The organism is Microbacterium longlingense (genome assembly GCF_058349825.2).
Genome location: NZ_JBYRJA020000006.1, coordinates 145,878 through 165,072, shown reverse-complemented (window position 1 = coordinate 165,072; position 19,195 = coordinate 145,878). Strand labels below are relative to the sequence as shown.

The following is a 19,195-nucleotide window of genomic DNA, read 5'->3' as shown; positions in this document are numbered from 1 at the left end:
CGGCGAGCCTATCGCGCGGTGCGGGGTCCTTCTCCGAGTCCGTCCGGAGCGGCAGTCGGCCGATCAGGTCGTGAGCGAGCCCAGGGTCACGGTGACCGTGCGGGTCTCATCGCCGCGCACGTAGCGCACCTCCGCCTCAGCGCCCGCCGCGAGGGCGCGCACCTGGGCCGTCAGGTCCTGGGCGTCGGTGATGGGCACACCGTTGAAGCCGGTGACGACGTCGCCGGACTTCAGCCCGGCGGCCTCCGCTGCGCCACCCGGGGAGAGCTTGACGATCTCCGCCCCGGCGAGCCGGGCGCCGTTGGTGTTCGACGCCGGGGTGACCGTGGAGCCGAGCAGGCCGTGGGTGGCCTCGCCGTTCTGAATCAGCTCCTGCGAGATGCGCTGGGCGATGTCCACCGGAATCGCGAAGCCGAGCCCGATCGAGCCGGCCTCTGTCGAGGTGCCGCCGGCGGTCGCGATCGCCACGTTGATGCCGATGAGCTTGCCCTCGCCGTCCACCAGGGCACCGCCGGAGTTGCCGGGGTTGATGGCCGCATCGGTCTGCACCACGGCGATCGAGATGGACCCGGTCGACGCACGCGGCGTGTTCTGCCCGGGGATGTCGAACTGGAACGGACCGCCGGAGGAGCCGTTGTCCTCCTCCGGAGCGCTCTCCGGGGTGCTCTCCGGCACGGCGGAGGAGGCGACCTGGATGCTGCGGTTGAGTGCGCTGACGATGCCGGTGGTGACGGAGTTGGCCAAGCCGAGCGGAGCACCGACCGCGATCGCCGTCTCCCCGACGTTCAGGGCGGACGAGTCGCCGAACTCGATCGGCTGGAGCCCGTCGTAGCTCTCCAGCTTCAGCACCGCGAGATCGTACACCGGGTCGATCCCGACGACCGCGGCGGTGATGAGTCGCCCGTCGGCGGTCGTGACCCGGATCGCGGGGTCGGCCACGGCGCCCCCGAGGGTCACCACATGCGCGTTGGTGAGGACGTGGCCCTGATCGTCGATCACGACGCCGGAACCGCTGCCGCCCTCTGTGCTGCTGGAGACGTCGATCGTGACCACCGACGGCACGACCTTCGTCGCGATCGCGGTGGTCTGGTTGACGTCGTCGGTGTTGTTGACGGTGACGGCCACCGGCCCGCTGGCCGGTCCGCTGGCCGCACCGCCGTTCAGCTGCGGTCCGAGCAGGCTCCCACCGAACCCGGCGATACCGCCGACGAGCGCTGCGGCGACGATGATCGCGGCGACCTTGCCCGCTCCGACGCGCGCCTTCGGCGCGGCCGGGGACAGCGGCGTCGGCTCGGCGACGGCGCTCTGCGCCGGGAGCCCGAACGCGGCGCCCGCATCGGAGAGCGGCACGGTGGGCGCTGTGGCACCCCAGCCGTGCTGCGGGTCAGAGTGGGCTGCTGCTTGCGCCGGAGACGGTGCGGCCCACCGCTCGGCGCCCGGGCCGGCGGCCGCAGGGTTCTGGGCCGCAGGGTTCTGGGCAGATGCGCCGAAGCCGGTCGGGAACGCGTGCGCCTGCGCGGGGGTCTGGTGAGCCGCGCCGGCCGCGGACGGAGTGGCGGGATCCGCCGGAACCGCGCTGCGGTCATCGGCCGGCTCACCGGTTCCAGGGGTGGGGAACTGATCGTTCATGTGTGCTCCTTCGTGCAACACCCTCAGGTTCGCCCGTGTCGCTGTGTGTTCCCTATGCAGGAAGTGGGATCCGGTTGTGCCATTACCCTGGGCGACATGGGAATCGTGGCGGGCGCGTGGCGCCGGACAGCGCAGGGTGCCGGGCTCCTCTCGGCGGATGGTGAAGCAGCCCCGACGATCTTCGCAGAGATGTCGGCGCTGGCCGCGCGCACCGGCGCCGTGAATCTCGGTCAGGGGTTCCCCGACGAAGACGGCCCCGCCGAGATCCTGGCGGCGGCGAAGGCGGCGATCGACGCCGGCGCGAACCAGTATCCGCCGGGGCGCGGCATCCCCGACCTGCTGCAGGCGATCTCCGAGCATCAGCACCGCTTCTATGGACTCGTGGTCGACCCCGAGCGCGAGGTCATCGTCACCACGGGTGCGACCGAAGCTCTGGCTGCGGCGCTCCTGGCGCTGGTGGACGGACCGGAGGACGAGGTCGTCGTCTTCGAGCCCTATTACGACTCCTATGCGGCTTCGGTGGCGCTGGCCGGAGCCCGGTTGCGCACGGTGCCGCTGCGGCTCCCGGACTTCCAGCCGGATCTCGACGACCTCGCGGCCGTGGTGAACGACCGCACCCGCGTGATCCTCGTCAACGATCCGCACAATCCCACCGGTTCGGTCTTCTCCGCCGAGGTCCAGGCGGAGGTGGTGCGCCTGGCGGCGAGGCACGACGCCGTCATCATCACGGACGAGGTGTATGAGCATCTGACCTTCACGGTCCCGCACGTGCCGCTGGCGACGCTGCCGGGCGCGGCGGAGCGCACCCTCACGATCTCGTCGGCCGGGAAGACGTTCAACACGACCGGCTGGAAGATCGGCTGGATCCACGGACCCGCCGCACTCATCACCGCGGTGCTGACGGTCAAGCAGTTCCTCACCTACGTGAGCGGATCGCCCTTCCAGTCCGCGATCGCCGCCGGGCTCCGGATGCCCGACGCGTTCTTCACCGGGATCGCCGACACGATGGCCGCCAAGCACGCGCTGCTGGGCGCCGGTCTGCGTGACGCCGGCTTCGCGGTCTTCTCCCCCGCCGGCGGTTACTTCACGGTGGCCGATGCGACAGCGCTCGGCGGCCGCGACGCCGACGCCTTCTGCCGTGCTCTGCCCGAGCGCGCCGGCGTGGTGGCGATCCCGATCAGTGCGTTCGTGACCGATGAGCACCGCGACGACTATGCCGGTCTCGTGCGCTTCGCCGCGTGCAAGCGCACCGAGGTCCTCGCCGACGCCGTCTCCCGCCTCCGCCCCTGACCCCGCACGCTTCGCCGCCGCCGCTGAAGGCGGTGGGACGGGACGACGCTCGCGGAGGTGGGGCTAACGCGGACGGACGGTGTAGCGACGCAGCTGAAGGGCCGGGTTGACGCGGCGCACGGCCGCGATCTCCGCAGCCTCCAGTTGAGCGACGGCGATCCCCTCCCCCGTGCCGACACCGGCAAGAACGACGCCGCGCGGGTCGATGATCGACGACCACCCCACGCCCACCGGGGTCGGATGGTCTGCGGCCACGACGTACACCGTGTTCTCGATCGCCCGTGCTGCCAGCAGCGTGTTCCAGTGATGCTCCTTGAGCGGACCGCGCACCCACTCCGCTGGCACGACGATCGCGTCGGCACCCGCGTCTGCAAGGGTGCGAGCCAACTCGGGAAACCGCAGATCGTAACAGGTCATGAGGCCGAACCGGATGCCGTCGACGTCCAGCACCGCCGGCTCCGTGATCGCGCCCCGCTCGATCCAGTCGGACTCCTTCTGACCGAACGCGTCATAGAGGTGCTGCTTGCGATAGACCGCCCTGATGCCTTCGGCGTCGACAGCGACCACGGTGTTGTGCACTTTCCCGCCGTCCGCCCGTTCGGCGAAACCGGCCACCAGCACCGCCGCGTGCTCAGCGGCCAACTCCCGCAGGAACGACACGAAGGACCCGTCGAGATCTTCCGCGTTCGCGGCCAGGCGCTCATCCATCGGCTCGGAGAAGGCCGCGGCGTACTCGGGGAACACCATCATCCGCGCGCCGCGCGCCGCCGCCGTGGCGGCCATGGCGGCGATGCGGTCGCGATTCCCCGCGGGGTCCGCGCCCGGAGCAAACTGGCAGACGGCGACGGAGAGGGACGGTGAAGGCGTGCTCATGGCACCATCTTCGCGCATCATCGCGGCAGCTCTTCCAACCCGATTGGCGCTCACCCAAAAGCCGTGCTAGGCTAAGTTCTTGTGCCGCGGGGTGGAGCAGTTCGGTAGCTCGCCGGGCTCATAACCCGGAGGTCGTAGGTTCAAATCCTGCCCCCGCAACAAAGAACAGCCCCTGATCTGGTGAAAACTAGGTCAGGGGCTGTTGGCTTTCCGCCTTCACGCAACCCGATCAGCGGAGACGAGGCATGCGGTACGCGGCGCCGGGGAACGCCGTCGGCGGTGTCTGCACGGCACCGCTCCCCTCGGGACGCGACGTTATCCGGGCCCGCTGACAGGCGACCGGGGCCTCCGGAGGGGCGAGCCGACGCGGCGTCCGGCCCCGGGTGCACCGGCAGCGCGGGCCACCAGTGCTCCCCGGCTCCGAACCCTAGCGCGGATAGAATCAGGGGCACCATGAACTTCGACGACATCCTGCTCTCCCTCGTCGCCCGCCGCGCGCGCAGCGGGTACGAGCTGAAGCGGTGGCTCGATGTCGAGGGCGTGTTCATCCGCGCCAACGCCGATCAGTCCCAGATCTACCGCACGCTGCGGCGCCTGGCCAAGCAGGGCTTCATCACGCACGATGTCGTGCGCAGGGGCGGCCCGGACGCCAAGGTCTACTCCATCACCGCGGACGGCGCCGACTATCTGCGCGCGCTCGCGGAGAAGCCGTACGAGCCCCCCGCCCGCTGGCAGGAGGCCGACTTCAACGCCTGGATCTCCTTGCTCGGCCCCATCGCACCCGCGACCGTCCTGACCACGATCGACCGCGAGATCGCGTTCCGGAAGGAGCAGATCAGCCGCTTCCGGGAACGCGAACGCCGCCTCGACGCCGAGCCCGGTCCGATCGCCTTCGACGCCGCGTTCGTCTCGGCGCTGCTCGACGGGCTGGATCAGTACGGTCGCGACTCGATGGACGCCTGGCTCACCTGGCTCACCGAGATGCGTGCGCGCTGGGCGATGCTGATCGATCAGGAGGCGTCAGACGACGACGCCTCGGCGAGCGCGGCCTCCAGCTCCTCCAGCTGATCCCGCCCGACGCCGGGCACACTCGCGGCCAGGTTGACCAGAGTCTCCGTCCCGCCCATGAAGGCCACCGTGCTCTCGCGGGCGAGTGCGGGCAGCGTGCCGACGATCATCGTGCGCAAACGGTCGTCCTGGAGCAGCTCCCGCACCGGCGATGAGGCGACGATCGCATCATCGGGGAAATCGGTGCGTCGGGCGGCGAGGGCGCGCGACCGCTGCACCGTGTCCCATTGGGCGGCGATGAGGAGGTGCTCTGCTCCCACGGCTCCGGTGGCCGGCAGCCCCAGCCGCTCGTACTGCTCGTGCGGCGCATCGTTGGCGCGCATGAGGTCGACCAGCAGCGTGGCCATGCGCTTCTCGAGTGCGTCGTCACGGAGCGGGGTGAGCTGTTCCGGGTCCGTCTTCAGGTCGAACAGAAGGGTGCCGAAGTCCGCCGGGTTGCCCAACGCCCAGGACGGCACCCGGAGCACCGACAGGCCCTTGGTGAACGAGAAGCCGTCGACCAGCTCCGCCTGAGCGAGCTCGGCGACGGTGAACATGCTCCGCATGTGCGTGGGCATGAGCGTGTAGTCGTACAGCGGCGAGTTCGAGGCGTCGGCGCAGGCTCGCATATAGACGTATCGGCCGTCGGTGACGCTGACGTGTCCGCCGTGGATCCCGAACAGCGCCCCGTCCCGCACCGCCGCATCGGTCGCGACGGTCTCGCGCAGCGGGCGCCCCTGCATGTCCGGCGTCGGCTCCAGGCCGAACAGGTCCAGGAGCGTCGGACCGATGTCGATGGTCTGCACGAGGCTCTCTCGACGCTCCCCGCGCACCCCGCTGCGCGGGTCCCAGACGAACAGCGGCGTGTGGATGGTCTCGTCGTACCAGGGCATCACCGACTTCCCCCACCAGCCATGCTCGCCGAGGAGGAAACCGTGGTCGGTGCACACGATCAGCATCGTGTCGTCCCACATGTCGTGCTCGTCCATCTGGTCGAGGACGCGGCCCAGAGAACGATCGCACATCGTCACCAGGGCGAAGTAGGAGTCGCGCGCGATGCGCATCTCCTCGTCGCTCTCTGTGACGCGGCGGTACGAGGGCCAGTCGAAGACGGGCTCGCTGCCGAGCCCGTACCGCTCCCGGTAACGGTCGTAACTGAAGAAGGGCTCGTGCGGGTCGAAGGTCTCCAGGTGCAGCAGCCAGCGATCCTCGTCGCGGTTGGTCTCGAGGAAGTGGAGCCCGGCGTCGAAGGCACGCGTCTGGGGGTGGTCTGCCTCGTCCCTGAGGTACTGCCGGTTGATCCAGTCCTGCCGCACCATGGCGTGCTTCGGATTCAGGTTCGCGGGGACCTCGGGGTCCGCCACGTGGCCCTTCCAGAGGTCGCCTTCCTGGCCGCGGAAGAACTCGTAGCTGTTGAAGCGGTTGTGGTAGGTCGCACCGCCGTCCTCCCAGTAGTGCTGATGGTCGGTGACCATGTGGGTGTAGACGCCCGCCTTCTTCAGCATCTCTGGCACCGAGTCGTCGAAGGGCTCCAGCGGACCCCAGGAGCGATGCAGGAAGTTGTGGCGGCCGGTGTGCAGCTCTCGGCGCGCCGGCATGCAGGGCATGCTTCCGGCGTAGCACTGGTCGAAGGTCGCGGTGCGCTGCGCGAGCCTGGCGAAGTTCGGCGCCTCGATCTCCAGCCCTCCGTAGCCCGGCAGCATCCGGCGGTTCAGGCTGTCGAACATCACAACGATGGCTCTCATGACATCATCTCTTCCTGTGGGAGGGTGGCCGCCTCGGCGTCACGCAGACGCCGACGTTCTTCGCGGCGAGCTCGCTGCCTGACGGGGTCGGCGATGGGCGCAGCCATCAGGAGCTTCTGCGAGTACTCGTGCGACGGAGCAGAGGTGAGCTCCGCTCCGGGCCCGAGCTCGACGATCTTGCCGTGGTACATCACGGCGACGCGGTGACTGATCGCGCGCACAACCGACAGGTCGTGCGAGATGAACAGGTAGGACACGCCCGTGCGCTCCTGGATCTCGATGAGCAGATCGAGCACGCGCGCCTGCGTGGACAGGTCGAGCGCGGAGACCGGCTCGTCGCACACGATGAGCCGGGGCTCCAGGGCGAGCGCCCGGGCGATCGCCACACGCTGACGCTGACCGCCGGAGAACTCCCGCGGGTACCGGTCGACGGCATCCGCGGGGAGGTTCACCGCGTCCAGAAGCTCTCGCACCCGCGCCCGCGCATCCGCCGCCGTACGCCGCTGCGTGATCAGCGGCTCTGCGAGGATGTCCCCGATCGTCATGGCCGGGTTGAGCGAGCTGTACGGATCCTGGAACACCACCTGGATCTCCTGGGAGAGCGCGCGCCGCTCGCGGTGGCTCAGCTGCGCGACGTCGCGCCCGGCGAACTCGATCGTGCCGGACGCGACGGGCACGAGACCCAGCACCGCACGGCCGAGGGTGGTCTTGCCCGATCCGGACTCGCCCACCAGACCCAGGGTCTCCCCCTGCCGGATATCGACCGACACGGAGTGGAGTGCCCGGAAGGGTGGCCGGCGCCAGCCCTTCATCGGGAACTCGACAACGAGGTCTCTGACGTCGAGGAGGCCGCTCCCCCGGACGAACTCAGTCATCGCTTGTTCCTTCCCGCAGCAGCGCGCCTCGCGGTGCGACGTCGTCGAGCGTCGAGCTCAGCAGCATCCGTGTGTAGTCGTCTTCCGGGTTCTGGAAGAGATCGTCGACGGCGCCTTCCTCCACGACACGACCGTGCTGCATCACCACGACGCGGTCACAGATGTCGGCGACGACGCCGAGGTTGTGGGTGACGAGCATGACGCCCATCCCGGATTCGGCCTGCAGCTCGCGCAACAGGTCGAGCACCTCGGCCTGCACGGTCACATCCAGAGCGGTCGTCGGCTCGTCGGCGATCAGCAGGCGCGGATTGCACGAGACGGCGCCGGCGATGAGCACGCGCTGCGCCATGCCGCCGGAGATCTCGTGGGGGTACGCGTCGAAGGTGCGCTGCGGGTCGACGATGCCCACGCGGGAGAGCAGATCGAGCGCTCGTTTCTTCGCGGCGCGCGCCGAGATGCCCAGCACCGCTCGCATGGGCTCGACGAGCTGATACCCGATGCGGAACGACGGGTCGAGGTTGCTCATCGGCTCCTGCGGGACGTAGGCGATGTCGCGCCCCCGCAGGTTGGCGAGCGCGTCCGGAGCCGCGCCGGCAAGCTCGCGACCATCGACGAGGATCGATCCGGCGACGACCCGACCGCCGCGGGGCAGCAGGCCGAGGATCGAGAACGCCGTCTGCGTCTTGCCAGACCCTGACTCGCCGACCACCCCGACGATCTCGCCCTGGCGGATGTCGAAGCCGACGTCGTGCACCACGACAGTGGGGTGTTCCGCGCTGCCGTAGGCGACGCTGAGTCCGCGAACGGACAGCAGCGCCCCGGCGTCGCCGGAACCGGCCGGCTGCGGGATGTCCTCCGCGCGGACCCGTGGCGCGGCGGCCCCAGCCACGCGTCGGCCCTGGAGCGCATCGCGCACGGCGTTGCCCAGCAGGACGAGCGCGGCGACCGTGATCGAGATCATGAGGCCGGGCCAGAGGACCGAGAGCGGCGCGATGTAGATATTCGCGAACGCGTCCTGCAGCATGCCGCCCCAGGTCGGGGTGTTGGGGTCGCCCAGGCCGAGGAACTCGAGGCCGGACTGGATGATGATCGCGATACCCGCCACGATCGCCGTCTGAATGATGATGGGAGAGCGGACGACCCGGAGGATGTGCCGCGCGATGATGCGCAGGTCGCTCAGTCCGGCCACGCGCGCGGCATCGACGTACAGCTCGCGCTTGACCGAGATCACCTGATTGCGCACGAGGCGGAAGAAGCCCGGGGCGAGCATCACGCCGAACACCACCATGCTGGCGTAGACCGAGCCGCCCAGGCTCTGGTAGAGCGCGAGGAGGACGATCATCGCCGGCAGCGCCAGGATCACATTCGCCAGCCAGCTGGAGATGCCGTCGAACAGCTTCCCGAAGTAGCCCGCGAGCAGTCCGGCGGTGGTGCCGAGGACGAGCGCTATCGACACCGCGATGAGCGCACCGATCAGAGTGTTGCGCCCACCGGCGATGAGGCGGCTGAAGATGTCGCGACCGGCACCGTCGCCGCCCAGGAGATAGTCGCTTCCCGGAGGTGCGAGGATCATGTCGATGCGCACGTCCGTGGGCGAATGCGGCGTCAGGAAGGGGCCGACCACGCTGATCAGCGTCACGAGAGCCAGCACGATCACCGAGGTGAGGCCGAGCGGGTTCTTCAGCACAGCACGGGCGAGAGAGGTGCGCGCCGTCGCGGGCGTCGCGATGGCGACGGTGTCGGGTGCGGTGGTCACTGGAGTCTCGCTTTCGGGTTGATCCAGCCGTTCGCGAGATCGATCAGGAGGTTGACGATCACGACGACGATCACGAGCGCGACGACGATGCCCATGATTGCGGGGATGTCGCCCTGGATGGAGGAGTTGACCGTGAGGGTGCCGAGGCCGGGGATCGCGAAGATGCGCTCGATGACCACCGCCCCGCCGAGGAGCGCGATGAACTGGAGGGAGAGCACGGTGAGAGCGGGCGGTGCGGCGTTGCGCAGCACGTGTCGCAGGAGCACCGAGCGTCGGCTGATCCCCCGCGCCTGCAGCGTGCGGACATAGTCGAGCTCGAGGACATCGATGAAGGCGCCGCGGATCTGCTGCGCGGCCGAGGCGATACCCCCGATCACGAGTGCTGTCACGGGGAGGACGAGGCTCAGAGCCCAGGCCGCAGGGTCGCGCTCGAAGGGGACGTATCCGGTGGCGGGGAAGATCTGCAGGGTCAGCGCGAAAGCGATGACCAGCATGAGAGCCACCCAGAAGTTCGGCAGGGCGAAGCCGATGACCGAGACGAACTGGAGGACGCGGTCGGTCATCCCGCCGCGGACCGCTGCGGTCACGCCGAGGACGGCGCTGATGGCCGCGGTCACGACCACCGCCAGGATGACCATGGAGAGGGTGACGGGCAGGCGGTTGGCGACCATCTGCGTCACGGACTCGCTGGTGAACCACGACACGCCGAGGTCTCCGACGACGGCATGACGGAGCCAGTCGAGGTACTGGGCGACGAGCGGTCGGTCCAGTCCCAGTTCCGCGGCCTTCGCCGCAACGAGCTCCTCGCTGGCGTTCTCGCCGAGGAGGTTCGTCGCCACGTCTGCGGCCGATGAGTAGACGAGGAGGAAGGTGACGGTCGAGATCACGAAGATCAAGACGATGCCGGCGAGGATCCGCCGGATGATGAAGGTCAGCATGGGTGTGCTCCCGGGTTGACGCGGGGGCGGCCGAGGAGGGCCGCCCCCGCGGAATCGGTGGGATCAGGACGCCGGAGCGAAGTTCCGGATCCAGGGCACGACGTTCCACGCCTGTGGGGTGGCGGTGACGTCGGAGGACGTGACCAGCAGGGTGTTCGCCCGGTACCAGGGCGCCAGCCAGGCGTTGTCCACGACGTACTCGTTCACCGCCTGGAAGGCGCTGATCTGATCGTCGCCCGTCGCGGTGCGCGCGGCGTCAAGGAGGGCGATGATGTCCGGGTCCGCGACGTGGGCGGTGTTCCACGGCGACTCGGGGAAGGCGAACTTGCGCAGGTCCTGCCACGGGCTCTGGCTGCCCAGGGAGAACCAGAACACCGGGTACTTGCCGGAGAGGACCTCGCCGATCGACGCGTCCGCGGCGACCTTCTCGAAGGTGATCTCGATGCCGAGCTGGCCCAGCTGCTGGGCGACGATCGGCGCGACCTGCGGGTACTGCGCCAGGTCGGGCATCGTCATCGAGAACCCGTCGGCGTAGCCGGCCTCGGCCATGAGCTTCTTGGCCTGCTCCAGGTCGTGCTCATAGGCCGCATCGAGCGCGGGGACGAAGGCCTCGCTCCGTGCGTTGAAGGCCTGCGCGGTGATCTCCCCCTCGCCGCGCGCGAGGTTGGCGAGGATCGCCTCCTTGTCGAAGGCGAGGTTGATCGCCTGCCGCACCCGCACGTCGGCGAGCGCTGGCACCATCGTTCCCTCACGGTCGTTGAGGAACAGGCCCTGCCAGTCGGTCGGATAGCGCTCGACGGTCAGACCGCTGTTCTCCGCCTCCGCGACGTTGTTCGCGAGGATCAGGCCGACGTCGACCTGACCGGACTTGAGCGCGTTCAGGCGCGCGGTGACATCGGAGATGGGCTTGATGACGATCTCGTCATAGGGGAACGCCTCCGCGTTCCAGTAGTCCTCGTTGCGCTCGTACACGTACTGACTGCCCGGGGTGGCCTCGGCGAGCACATAAGGGCCGCTGCCGATCGCACTGGTCGCCGGGTCTCCGCTGCCCAGGGAGGCGGGGCTCGCCATTGCTCCGCCGACCACCGCGAGGTAACCGAGGAGGCCGGGGTCCGGCGCGCTCAGGTGGAGCGTCAGCTCGGTCGGCGAGAGCACCTCGATCTGGTCGATCGCGGCCGCCATGTAGGAGTTCTGGCCCGTGCTGTCCTTGAGGTATTCGAGGTTGGCCTTGACCGCCTCGGCGTCGAAGGGCGTTCCGTCTGTGAACGCCACGCCGTCGCGAAGCGTGAGGCTCAGCGCCGTCGCGTCGTCGTTGTACTCCCATGCGGTCGCGAGGTTCGGCTGCAGCTGCGCCTCGGGGTCCAGAACAAGCAGCGTGTCGTAGACCGGCATCCAGAAGTGCACCCGGGTGCCGATCTCGAGTGCGGCACGATCGAACGAGTTGTTGTCGGCCGAGGCCGCAAGTGTCAGGGTGCCTCCGCCCTCTCCCGCCGGTGCGGCCGTGGGCGAGGGGGTGTTGCCACCGCCGCAGGCGCTCAGGGCGAGGGCGACGGCTGTGGCCGCGGCGAGGGCGGCGAAGACCCTGAACGGGCGGGCGCTGCGTCCTTGCATGGCATTCTCCTTCGAATGTTTATGCGGATGAATATATTTGTGTGCAGTGGTGCGTGCTCTCTCAGTGATCCACGCAGGATCACTAGTGGATTCATCCCATAGTGGGCTGCGGGCGTATTCCTGTCAAGCCTCCGATCCGACTCCCGCAGGACCGGCGAGAGCCCACCGCACCAGGGGGCACCGCACGGGCGCGGCGGGCGCGGGGCGGACCGTTACCACCTGATTCCTTCGATGACGAGGGGTTACTCGTCGGATTTGCACACCGCCGGCACGGTGTTTCCCTGGTCAGGTGAAACGCACCGCACTCAACAGACTCCTGCCCACCGCCGCTGTCGCCCTCGTCGGCGCTCTGACCCTCGCGATGGCCGGATGCGCGGCCGACGCACCCGCCTCGGATACCGCCGACGGCGCGAACACCGAGGAGACCCGCTCGACGGTGGTGATCGGCACCGATGACGGCAACGAGCCGCACTGGCAGATCCTCACCGAGAAGCTCGCCGAGGAGGGCATCGACCTCGATGTCCGGATCATCAACGACGGCGTCGCTCTGAACCAGGGCGTGCAGGACGGCGACCTCGACATCAACCTGTTCCAGCACCTGATCTTCCTCTCGCAGTTCAACGTGAACAACGACGGCGATCTGGTTCCCGTCGGCGCCACCGCGGTCTACCCGCTGGCGCTCTACTCCGAGAAGTACAAGAGCGTGGCAGAGCTGCCGGAGGGGGCGGTCGTCGCGCTGCCGAACAACCCGACCAACCTCGCGCGCGGCCTGCTCAACCTGCAGACCGCCGGCCTGATCGAGCTGAAGGACGGCGGCAACGCGCTGTCGACCCCGGCGGACATCCTCAGCAGCAAGATCGAGCTGCTGCCGGTGGACTCCAACCAGACGGTGGCCGCGCTCAAGGACGGCAGCGCCGATGCGTCGATCGTCAACAACACCCAGGCGCAGAAGGGCGGCCTGGGCGACGAACTGATCATCTTCAAGGAAGACCTCGACAACCCGGAGCTGGCGCCCTACATCAACGCCTTCGTCGTGCACGCCGACAACAAGGATGACCCGCGCTGGCAGAAGATCGTCGACGCCTATCACTCCCCCGAGGTGGAGGCTGCGGTCACCGAGCTGAACCAGGGGAACCTGAAGTTCAAGGCCGAGTGGACCGCTGAGCAGTTGCAGGAAGAGCTCGCAAAGCTCGAGGAACAGCTCAAAGCCACCCAGTGAGCACGTCCGCGTCGCGGACGCGGACGGCACGACCAGGCTCAGGCATGCGGGTTCCGCGGTGACGACTCCGTCGCCGCGGAACCCGCATGCCCGCCGTGAACGATGATGCCGAGGAGTGAACGATGACCAGCGTCGTCGCATTCGACCATGTGTCCAAGACCTTCCCCGCCACCCGGGGGCACGACGAGCTCCGCGCCGTGGACGATGTCGATCTGAGAATCGAGAAGGGATCGATCGTCGGCGTGATCGGCTACTCGGGTGCCGGGAAGTCGACGCTCGTCCGGCTCATCAACGGGCTCGAGACGCCGACATCCGGCACCGTCGAGGTTCTCGGGGTAGACGTCGGGCGCGCGTCCGAGTCCGCCCTGCGGGCGCTCCGCGCCCGCGTCGGCATGATCTTCCAGCAGTTCAACCTCTTCGACTCCCGCACCGTTCAGGGAAACATCGAGTACCCGTTGAAGGTGGCCGGCTGGAAGAAGGAGGCCATCCGCGACCGGGTGGCAGAGCTGCTCGCGTTCGTGGGAATCGCCGACAAGGCACAGCAGTATCCGCGGCGACTGTCCGGCGGGCAGAAGCAACGCGTGGGCATCGCGCGCGCCATCGCCACCAACCCCGAGCTCCTGCTGGCCGACGAGGCCACCAGCGCGCTGGACCCGCAGACCACCGCCGAGGTGCTCGCCCTGCTGCGCGAGATCAACCGCACGCTCGGCATCACGATCGTCGTCATCACCCACCAGATCTCCATCGTCCACGAACTCTGCGACCAGGTGGTGGTGATGGAGAAGGGCCGGGTCGTGGAGAGCGGCGCGACCTACGACGTCTTCGCCCACCCGAAGGCCGGACTGACCCGTCGGTTCGTCGCGGCGGTCACGCAGGGCGTTCCGCGCGAGTCCGTCCTGCGTGCTCTCCTGTCGGGCGGCGGATCTCTGGTGAGCGTCGAGGTGAACGAGTTCTCCAGCGAGGACGTCGAGGAGGTGTTCGCGCGGCACGGCGTGCACGGCCCTGTCGTGTTCGGCGGTGTCACCGACGTCCTCGGCCGGCAGCTGGGGACGCTCACGTACCGCATCGACGCGGATGACGCCGTGCTGGACCGGCTCCTCGACGACCTCAACCAGCGCACCGAGGCTCGGGTGCTCACCGCCGCAGACCTGCCGGACGGCACGCCATCCGCGGCCGCCGACCGCGTTTCCGCACCCACGAACGGAGCCAACCGATGAGCAGCTTCCTCGTGCCGACGGCCGCAGACTGGGACACGCTGACGCCCGCGCTGCTGAAGTCGATCCAGGAGACCGTCCACATGGTCGCCGTCACCCTGGCGATCAGCGGGGTCGTCGGTCTCCTGATCGGTGCCACCCTCTACGCGACGCGCCCCGGAAACCTCTTCCAGAACCGCATCGTGTTCAACGCGATGAACTTCGTCATCAACATCATCCGCCCCATCCCGTTCATCATCTTCCTCACCGCCGTCGCACCCGTGACCAAAGTCGTCGCCGGGACGACTCTCGGCACGATCGCCGCGATCGTTCCGATGACGATCATGGCCTCCGTGGTGATCGGGCGCGTCGTCGAGCAGAACCTCGTCGCCGTCGATCCCGGCACCGTGGAGGCAGCCAGGGCGGTGGGTGCCCGGCGGCTCAGCATCCTGTTCGGCGTCGTGATCCCGGAGGCGCTCGCACCGCTCATCCTCGGCTACACGTTCATGTTCATCGCGGTCGTCGACATGTCCGCGATGGCCGGGTACATCGGCGGCGGCGGCCTGGGGAACTTCGCGATCCTCTACGGCTATCAGCAGTTCAACCAGCAGGCCACGTGGGTCACCGTCGGGATCATCATCGTGATCGTGCAGGCCGGCCAGCTCTTCGGAAACTGGCTGGCGCATCGCATCCTGCGCCGCTGACTCCTCCGTTGTCCGGGGCTGACCGCCGACCGGCGGCCGGCCCCGGACAACGGTGTGAACGCATGTTGCGCGGACGGGCCGACCAGTACACCGGGTCGCGTAGCGTTTCTCCCATGACTCCTTCGACGCTCACCAACACCCCCGTGTCGTTCGATGCCGACTCCTCGGCGCTCGCTCCGGATGTGTTCAAAGCGCTGTTCCGGGGCCATCCCGGCGGGATCGCGGTCATCACAGCGCAGGGCGCGGACGGACCGGTCGCCCTGACCGCCTCCTCGGTCTCCTCGGTGAGCGTCGACCCGCCCCTGCTGGTCTTCTCGGTGTCGCACCTGTCCTCGGCGGCACCGGTGGTGCGCGAGGCCGCGACGGTCGTCGTGCACCTGCTCGACGCAGACGACGTCGCGCTGGCACGCACCGGCGCCACCAGCGGCATCGACCGCTTCGCCGACCGCTCCATCTGGGCGCCCCTGGCCACCGGAGAGCCGGTCTTCGGCGCCGCACGCGCCTGGGCGCGCTGCAGCGTGGTCGAGCGGGTGCCTGCGGGCAACGCGACGGTCATCATCGCCCAGGCCCTGCAGGCGAACGTCGACCGCGAAGGAGGCGACGCCCTCGTCTACCACGACCGGACGTGGCACCGCCTGGGCGGCCACTCCGTCATCGACTGAGGAGCCGCAGCGGGACGCCCCCGGCTCCGGTCGGCCGGCATCGGCGCGGCCGACGGCGCGCTCGGTACGGCGTCAGGTCCGCGCGATCACACCGGCCCGTTGACGAGGGCATCACCGATGATCCGCGCCACGTAGACCCGCGGGTTGTGCGAGGCGAGCGTGCGCGCATTGCGCCAATGCCGATCGAGGGCGTAGCGCGCACTGGTGCCAGATGAGCCGAGCGCGTCGAACACCCGCGTTGCCGCGTCGAGCACCGCCGTGGTCGCCGCCAGCTGTGCCTGTCCCACGGCGATCACGCTCTCGTGCCCGAGCCCGTCGTCGTCGGGGGCGCCCGCCGCCCCTGACCTGTCGATGAACGCGTCGGTGAGCGCGAGGGAGTGCCGGAAGATCGCGTCCGCCGCGTGGATCTCGGCGGAGATGCCTCCGATCACCTCCAGCAACTCCGGGTCTGCCGTCGGCGTGGGCCCGGTGGCGTTCGGATGCGAACGCACGCGATCCCGCAGGGCAGCCACCCCGTCCCGCTCGATCGCGTGACCGATGCCGATCAGCAGCGCGTTGAGAGCGGACTGGTAGAACTGCGCCTGATAGCTGTAACGCGTCGCATAGGGGAACACCCGATCGGCGGGGACATGCACGTCGTCGTAGACCACGCCGCCGCTGCCCGTGAGACGCTGCCCGAAACCGTCCCAGTCATCGCCGACGTGCACGCCCGGCGACGATGTGTCGACCAGCGCGACGACGCGGGCCCCGTCCGGGAGCACGCCGAGCACGGTGGCCCAGTGCGCGTAGACGCTGCCGGTGGCATAGTACTTCGTTCCGCGCAGCAGCCATCCGGCGCCGTCCGGGACCAGCGTCGTCGACACCGCAGCGGCGGCATCGGCCTGCCCCGGCTCGCTCCACCCGCCGCCGACGATCTCGCCGGCCGCGAGACGGACCAGCCACGCGTCGGATCGCGGATCGGCGCGATCGTACCGGCGGTCCTCGAGGAAGGAGAGGTGATTCCGCCAGATGTGGGCGAGGTTGACGTCGGCCGTCGCGAGCTCGGCGATCAGCCGGAGCACCGTGGACAGTCGCGCGTCCTCGCCGCCGAGCTCACGCGGCACGCGCAAACCGGCGAACCCCGCGTCGATCAGGCGCTGCAGCTGGGTACGGGGGTGGGCGCCGGCGCGCTCGCGCTGCGCCTCGCCCTCAGCGATCTCAGCGAAGAGCGGTCGGAACCGCTCGGCGAGCCGGGTGAACTCGTCCTCAGCCGTCTCGAGCACAGTGTGTGTCATGACCTTCTCCTCGCCGCTGTCGTGATCGCGAGGCGCCCTCGCAGAGTGGGTTCTTCGTAGTCCTCACGGAAAAGTCCGCGCCGGCGCAGCAGCGGCAGCACTTCGTCGACGACGGTCGTCAGCCCGGCGGGGAACGCATCGGGCATGAGATTGAACCCGTCGGCCGCGCCCGCGCGGAACCAGGTCTCCAGCGTGTCGGCGACGCGCTCGGGGGTCCCGACGATGATCGGATGCCCGTAGCCGCCGTAAGCCCGCAGCAACGCGCGCACGGTGAGCCGATGGGTCCGTGCGTAACGCACCGTCGTCGCGCGGAATGACAGGCTCGCAGCGAACGAGGCCGGATCCTCCGGCACCTCGGTGATCTCGGCGGGCAGCTCGGCGTCCAGCGCGAAGGCCGCCGCGTCGCACCCGAGGATCCCCGACAGGCGGCGCAGCGTGTAGTCGTCCGGCCCGAGCTCCTCCCAGGCGTCGTAACGCCGAACGGCCTCGGCTTCGGTGCTCCCGATCACGAGAGCGAAGCCCGGCAGCACGCTGAGCTCCTCGTCGCGGCGTCCCGCCTCGCCGACGTACCGCTTGACGAGGTCGTAGTGCTCGATCGCCGATTCCAGCGTCATCTCAGCGCTGAAGACCGCGTCGGCGTGCTGCGCCGCGAGCCGGCGGCCCGCGGTGGTGCCTCCGGCTTGCACGACGACCGGTGAACCCTGGGGGCTGCGGGGCAGCGCCAGGCGCGCGCCACCACCGCCGAGCGCCGCCGGGATCGGCACGGCGTCGCCGCCCGCACCGGCCCAGAGGGTCCGCACCGTCGTGACGACATCGTGGGCGCGCGCGTATCGTGTGTCGCGGTCCAGGCCGGAGCGGATGCCGAAGTTCTCCCCCACCTGGGGATCGGCGGTGGTCACGACGTTCCAGCCCGCTCGTCCGCCGGAGATGTGATCGAGCGTGAGCACCCGCGCGGCCAGCTCCACCGGGTCGTTGTAGGTCGAGGTGAGCGTGCCGACGAGGCCGATACGCTCCGTCTCCGCGGCGACCGCGGAGAGCGCCACGGTGGGTTCCAGCGCACCGGAGGGGCGCGCGGACGGGTCGGCGAGAGCGGGGGCGTCGGCGAGGAAGAGCGCGTCGAGCGCACCCCGTTCCGCCTCCCGCCCGACCGCTGCCCAGTAGTCGGCGTCGATGAAGGAGTCCCCCGCGAGGCCGGGCGCCTGCCACGCTGCTGGCCGCTGCCCGAGACCGAGGACGTTCACGCCGAGGACCATCTGGTCGCGCGCCCCGGGCCGACGTCCCCGCCCTGCGGGCACGCCGCTGCGCAGCGTCGCGTCGGCCACGCTCTGCGCTGCGGCACGGGCGCTCAATGGAGCACCACCGGATCGGCGAATGCCCGAACCGGGTCTCGGAGTGAGGACACGACCGCGGGGAGACCCAGCGCGCCACGGATACCACCCGTCCCCCGGCGTGCGTCACCCCGACCGCGCGCCCCGCTCCGCTGCTCGGCCGCCGCGGTCTTCCGCAGGGCGCGGAGGTTGCTCTCCGTGGCCCCGGCGAACACCGTCCCGATCCGCTCGTCATCAGCCGACACCACCGTGCCTGCCGCGGTGAGTGCGACATCAGCACCGGGCACCACCCGATCCGACCACACCGCGATCGGCGGACGCTGCGCCGGGTCGACCGGAACCTGCAGCGGGCCGCGGACCTGGAAGACGGCGTCGTGGTCGACGCGGACGATCCGATCGGAGTCGACGAAGACCTTGGTCTCACGATCGGCGACGATGGAGTCCTGCGGCCAGGACTCCCACAACCCGCGCATCGCGACAGCGGCGTCAGAGATCAGCTCCTCCGCTGCGGCGGCGCGGGTCGTCGGCAGCAGCGTCGGGGCGGGAGCGAGCGCCACCCCCGATCGCGATCCGGTCGTCGCGGCGAGCGACGCGATGCGCCGGGCCAGGTTGTACGGGTAGTCACGTGCCACGGAGGCCGTCACCAGCCAGCGGGCCCCGGGGAAGCGCCGGGCGAGACCGGCGACGAGAACGCTCGGGTCCGGTCCGCGCTGCTCCCCGGAGACGACGTCGTCCGGCCGGCCGATGATCACGGCGTCGACGCGTTCGATCCACGCCGCGAGCGGGTGATCGGGCTGGGCGCCGGAGAGGGCGAGCCCCTCCGCCGCCGACAGGGCCAGGACGACCAGTCCCGGAGATGCGGATGGCACGCGACGAACCTCCTCCAACGAACGGAATCGACTCCGGCCGGGTGCCGACGCGCATCCGACCACCCCATCGTGCGCCTGCCGGGGCGCGGCCGGAATTCCTCTTACCCCCTGTTACCGGGCGTTGCGATGGAAGACACGACAGCCTCTCCGGCCTCGCGTTTCGCGCTACCGCGAGGCTGCCG

General features: G+C 69.6%; 16 protein-coding genes and 1 tRNA gene. 7 read left to right on the top strand and 10 right to left on the bottom strand.

The annotated features are described in order from the left end of the window. Positions 1-63: 63 nt before the first annotated feature. Entirely contained in the window at positions 64-1,629 is a 1,566-nt protein-coding gene (locus tag AC3RXY_RS10490; RefSeq protein WP_491510862.1) for a S1C family serine protease, read from the bottom strand. Between the two features lie 96 nt (positions 1,630-1,725). Between AC3RXY_RS10490 and AC3RXY_RS10485 the strand changes: the two genes are divergently transcribed. Further along, positions 1,726-2,919 (top strand): aminotransferase class I/II-fold pyridoxal phosphate-dependent enzyme, encoded by a 1,194-nt coding sequence (locus tag AC3RXY_RS10485; protein WP_491510861.1) that lies wholly within the window; start codon positions 1,726-1,728, stop codon positions 2,917-2,919. A gap of 63 nt (positions 2,920-2,982) precedes the next feature. On the opposite strand, the gene AC3RXY_RS10480 is transcribed toward AC3RXY_RS10485, so the two are convergent. Continuing rightward, a complete protein-coding gene (locus tag AC3RXY_RS10480) occupies positions 2,983-3,792 on the bottom strand; it encodes a carbon-nitrogen hydrolase family protein (RefSeq protein ID WP_491510860.1) in 810 nt (269 codons plus the stop codon). A gap of 85 nt (positions 3,793-3,877) precedes the next feature. On the opposite strand from AC3RXY_RS10480, the gene AC3RXY_RS10475 reads away from it, so the two are divergent. Next, a tRNA-Met gene (locus AC3RXY_RS10475) sits at positions 3,878-3,951 on the top strand. A gap of 294 nt (positions 3,952-4,245) precedes the next feature. After that, positions 4,246-4,860, top strand: a complete 615-nt coding sequence (locus AC3RXY_RS10470; protein ID WP_491510859.1) for a PadR family transcriptional regulator — start codon at positions 4,246-4,248, stop codon at positions 4,858-4,860. On the opposite strand, the gene AC3RXY_RS10465 is transcribed toward AC3RXY_RS10470, so the two are convergent. The 5 genes from AC3RXY_RS10465 to AC3RXY_RS10445 all read right to left on the bottom strand — a co-directional run bounded on the left by AC3RXY_RS10465 (position 4,803) and on the right by AC3RXY_RS10445 (position 11,764). Continuing rightward, complete coding sequence (locus AC3RXY_RS10465; RefSeq protein ID WP_491510858.1) at positions 4,803-6,584, bottom strand: sulfatase family protein; 1,782 nt, start codon at positions 6,582-6,584, stop codon at positions 4,803-4,805. The two genes, AC3RXY_RS10470 and AC3RXY_RS10465, sit on opposite strands and share 58 nt — an antisense overlap. After that, the gene (locus AC3RXY_RS10460; protein WP_491510857.1) at positions 6,581-7,459 is read right to left on the bottom strand and encodes an ATP-binding cassette domain-containing protein; all 879 of its coding nucleotides are present in this window, start codon (positions 7,457-7,459) and stop codon (positions 6,581-6,583) included. Before AC3RXY_RS10460 ends, AC3RXY_RS10465 begins: the two co-directional genes overlap by 4 nt. Then, the gene (locus tag AC3RXY_RS10455) at positions 7,452-9,215 is read right to left on the bottom strand and encodes an ATP-binding cassette domain-containing protein (protein WP_491510856.1); all 1,764 of its coding nucleotides are present in this window, start codon (positions 9,213-9,215) and stop codon (positions 7,452-7,454) included. Before AC3RXY_RS10455 ends, AC3RXY_RS10460 begins: the two co-directional genes overlap by 8 nt. After that, positions 9,212-10,153 (bottom strand): ABC transporter permease, encoded by a 942-nt coding sequence (locus AC3RXY_RS10450; protein ID WP_491510855.1) that lies wholly within the window; start codon positions 10,151-10,153, stop codon positions 9,212-9,214. Before AC3RXY_RS10450 ends, AC3RXY_RS10455 begins: the two co-directional genes overlap by 4 nt. Before the next feature lie 63 nt (positions 10,154-10,216). After that, positions 10,217-11,764, bottom strand: a complete 1,548-nt coding sequence (locus AC3RXY_RS10445) for an ABC transporter substrate-binding protein (RefSeq protein WP_491510854.1) — start codon at positions 11,762-11,764, stop codon at positions 10,217-10,219. A 289-nt stretch (positions 11,765-12,053) separates the two neighbouring features. Here AC3RXY_RS10445 and AC3RXY_RS10440 point away from each other — a divergent pair, with 289 nt between their 5' ends. The 4 genes from AC3RXY_RS10440 (at position 12,054) to AC3RXY_RS10425 (ending at position 15,542) form a co-directional block, all read left to right on the top strand. Then, positions 12,054-12,983, top strand: a complete 930-nt coding sequence (locus AC3RXY_RS10440; protein WP_491510853.1) for a MetQ/NlpA family ABC transporter substrate-binding protein — start codon at positions 12,054-12,056, stop codon at positions 12,981-12,983. Between the two features lie 122 nt (positions 12,984-13,105). Further along, positions 13,106-14,200, top strand: a complete 1,095-nt coding sequence (locus tag AC3RXY_RS10435; protein WP_491510852.1) for a methionine ABC transporter ATP-binding protein — start codon at positions 13,106-13,108, stop codon at positions 14,198-14,200. After that, on the top strand, positions 14,197-14,880 hold the full coding sequence (locus AC3RXY_RS10430; protein WP_491510851.1) for a methionine ABC transporter permease: 684 nt from the start codon (positions 14,197-14,199) through the stop codon (positions 14,878-14,880). The genes AC3RXY_RS10435 and AC3RXY_RS10430 overlap by 4 nt, the downstream gene beginning before the upstream one ends. 113 nt (positions 14,881-14,993) lie before the next feature. Beyond that, positions 14,994-15,542: a flavin reductase family protein gene (locus tag AC3RXY_RS10425; protein WP_491510850.1), complete on the top strand. Its 549-nt coding sequence runs from the start codon at positions 14,994-14,996 to the stop codon at positions 15,540-15,542. Between the two features lie 86 nt (positions 15,543-15,628). On the opposite strand, the gene AC3RXY_RS10420 is transcribed toward AC3RXY_RS10425, so the two are convergent. The 3 genes from AC3RXY_RS10420 to AC3RXY_RS10410 are packed head-to-tail and all read right to left on the bottom strand — an operon-like array spanning position 15,629 to position 19,013. After that, a complete protein-coding gene (locus AC3RXY_RS10420) occupies positions 15,629-16,816 on the bottom strand; it encodes an acyl-CoA dehydrogenase family protein (RefSeq protein ID WP_491510849.1) in 1,188 nt (395 codons plus the stop codon). Next, on the bottom strand, positions 16,813-18,165 hold the full coding sequence (locus AC3RXY_RS10415) for an LLM class flavin-dependent oxidoreductase (protein ID WP_491510848.1): 1,353 nt from the start codon (positions 18,163-18,165) through the stop codon (positions 16,813-16,815). Before AC3RXY_RS10415 ends, AC3RXY_RS10420 begins: the two co-directional genes overlap by 4 nt. After that, the gene (locus tag AC3RXY_RS10410) at positions 18,162-19,013 is read right to left on the bottom strand and encodes an LLM class oxidoreductase (RefSeq protein WP_491510847.1); all 852 of its coding nucleotides are present in this window, start codon (positions 19,011-19,013) and stop codon (positions 18,162-18,164) included. The genes AC3RXY_RS10415 and AC3RXY_RS10410 overlap by 4 nt, the downstream gene beginning before the upstream one ends. Positions 19,014-19,195 lie beyond the last annotated feature (182 nt).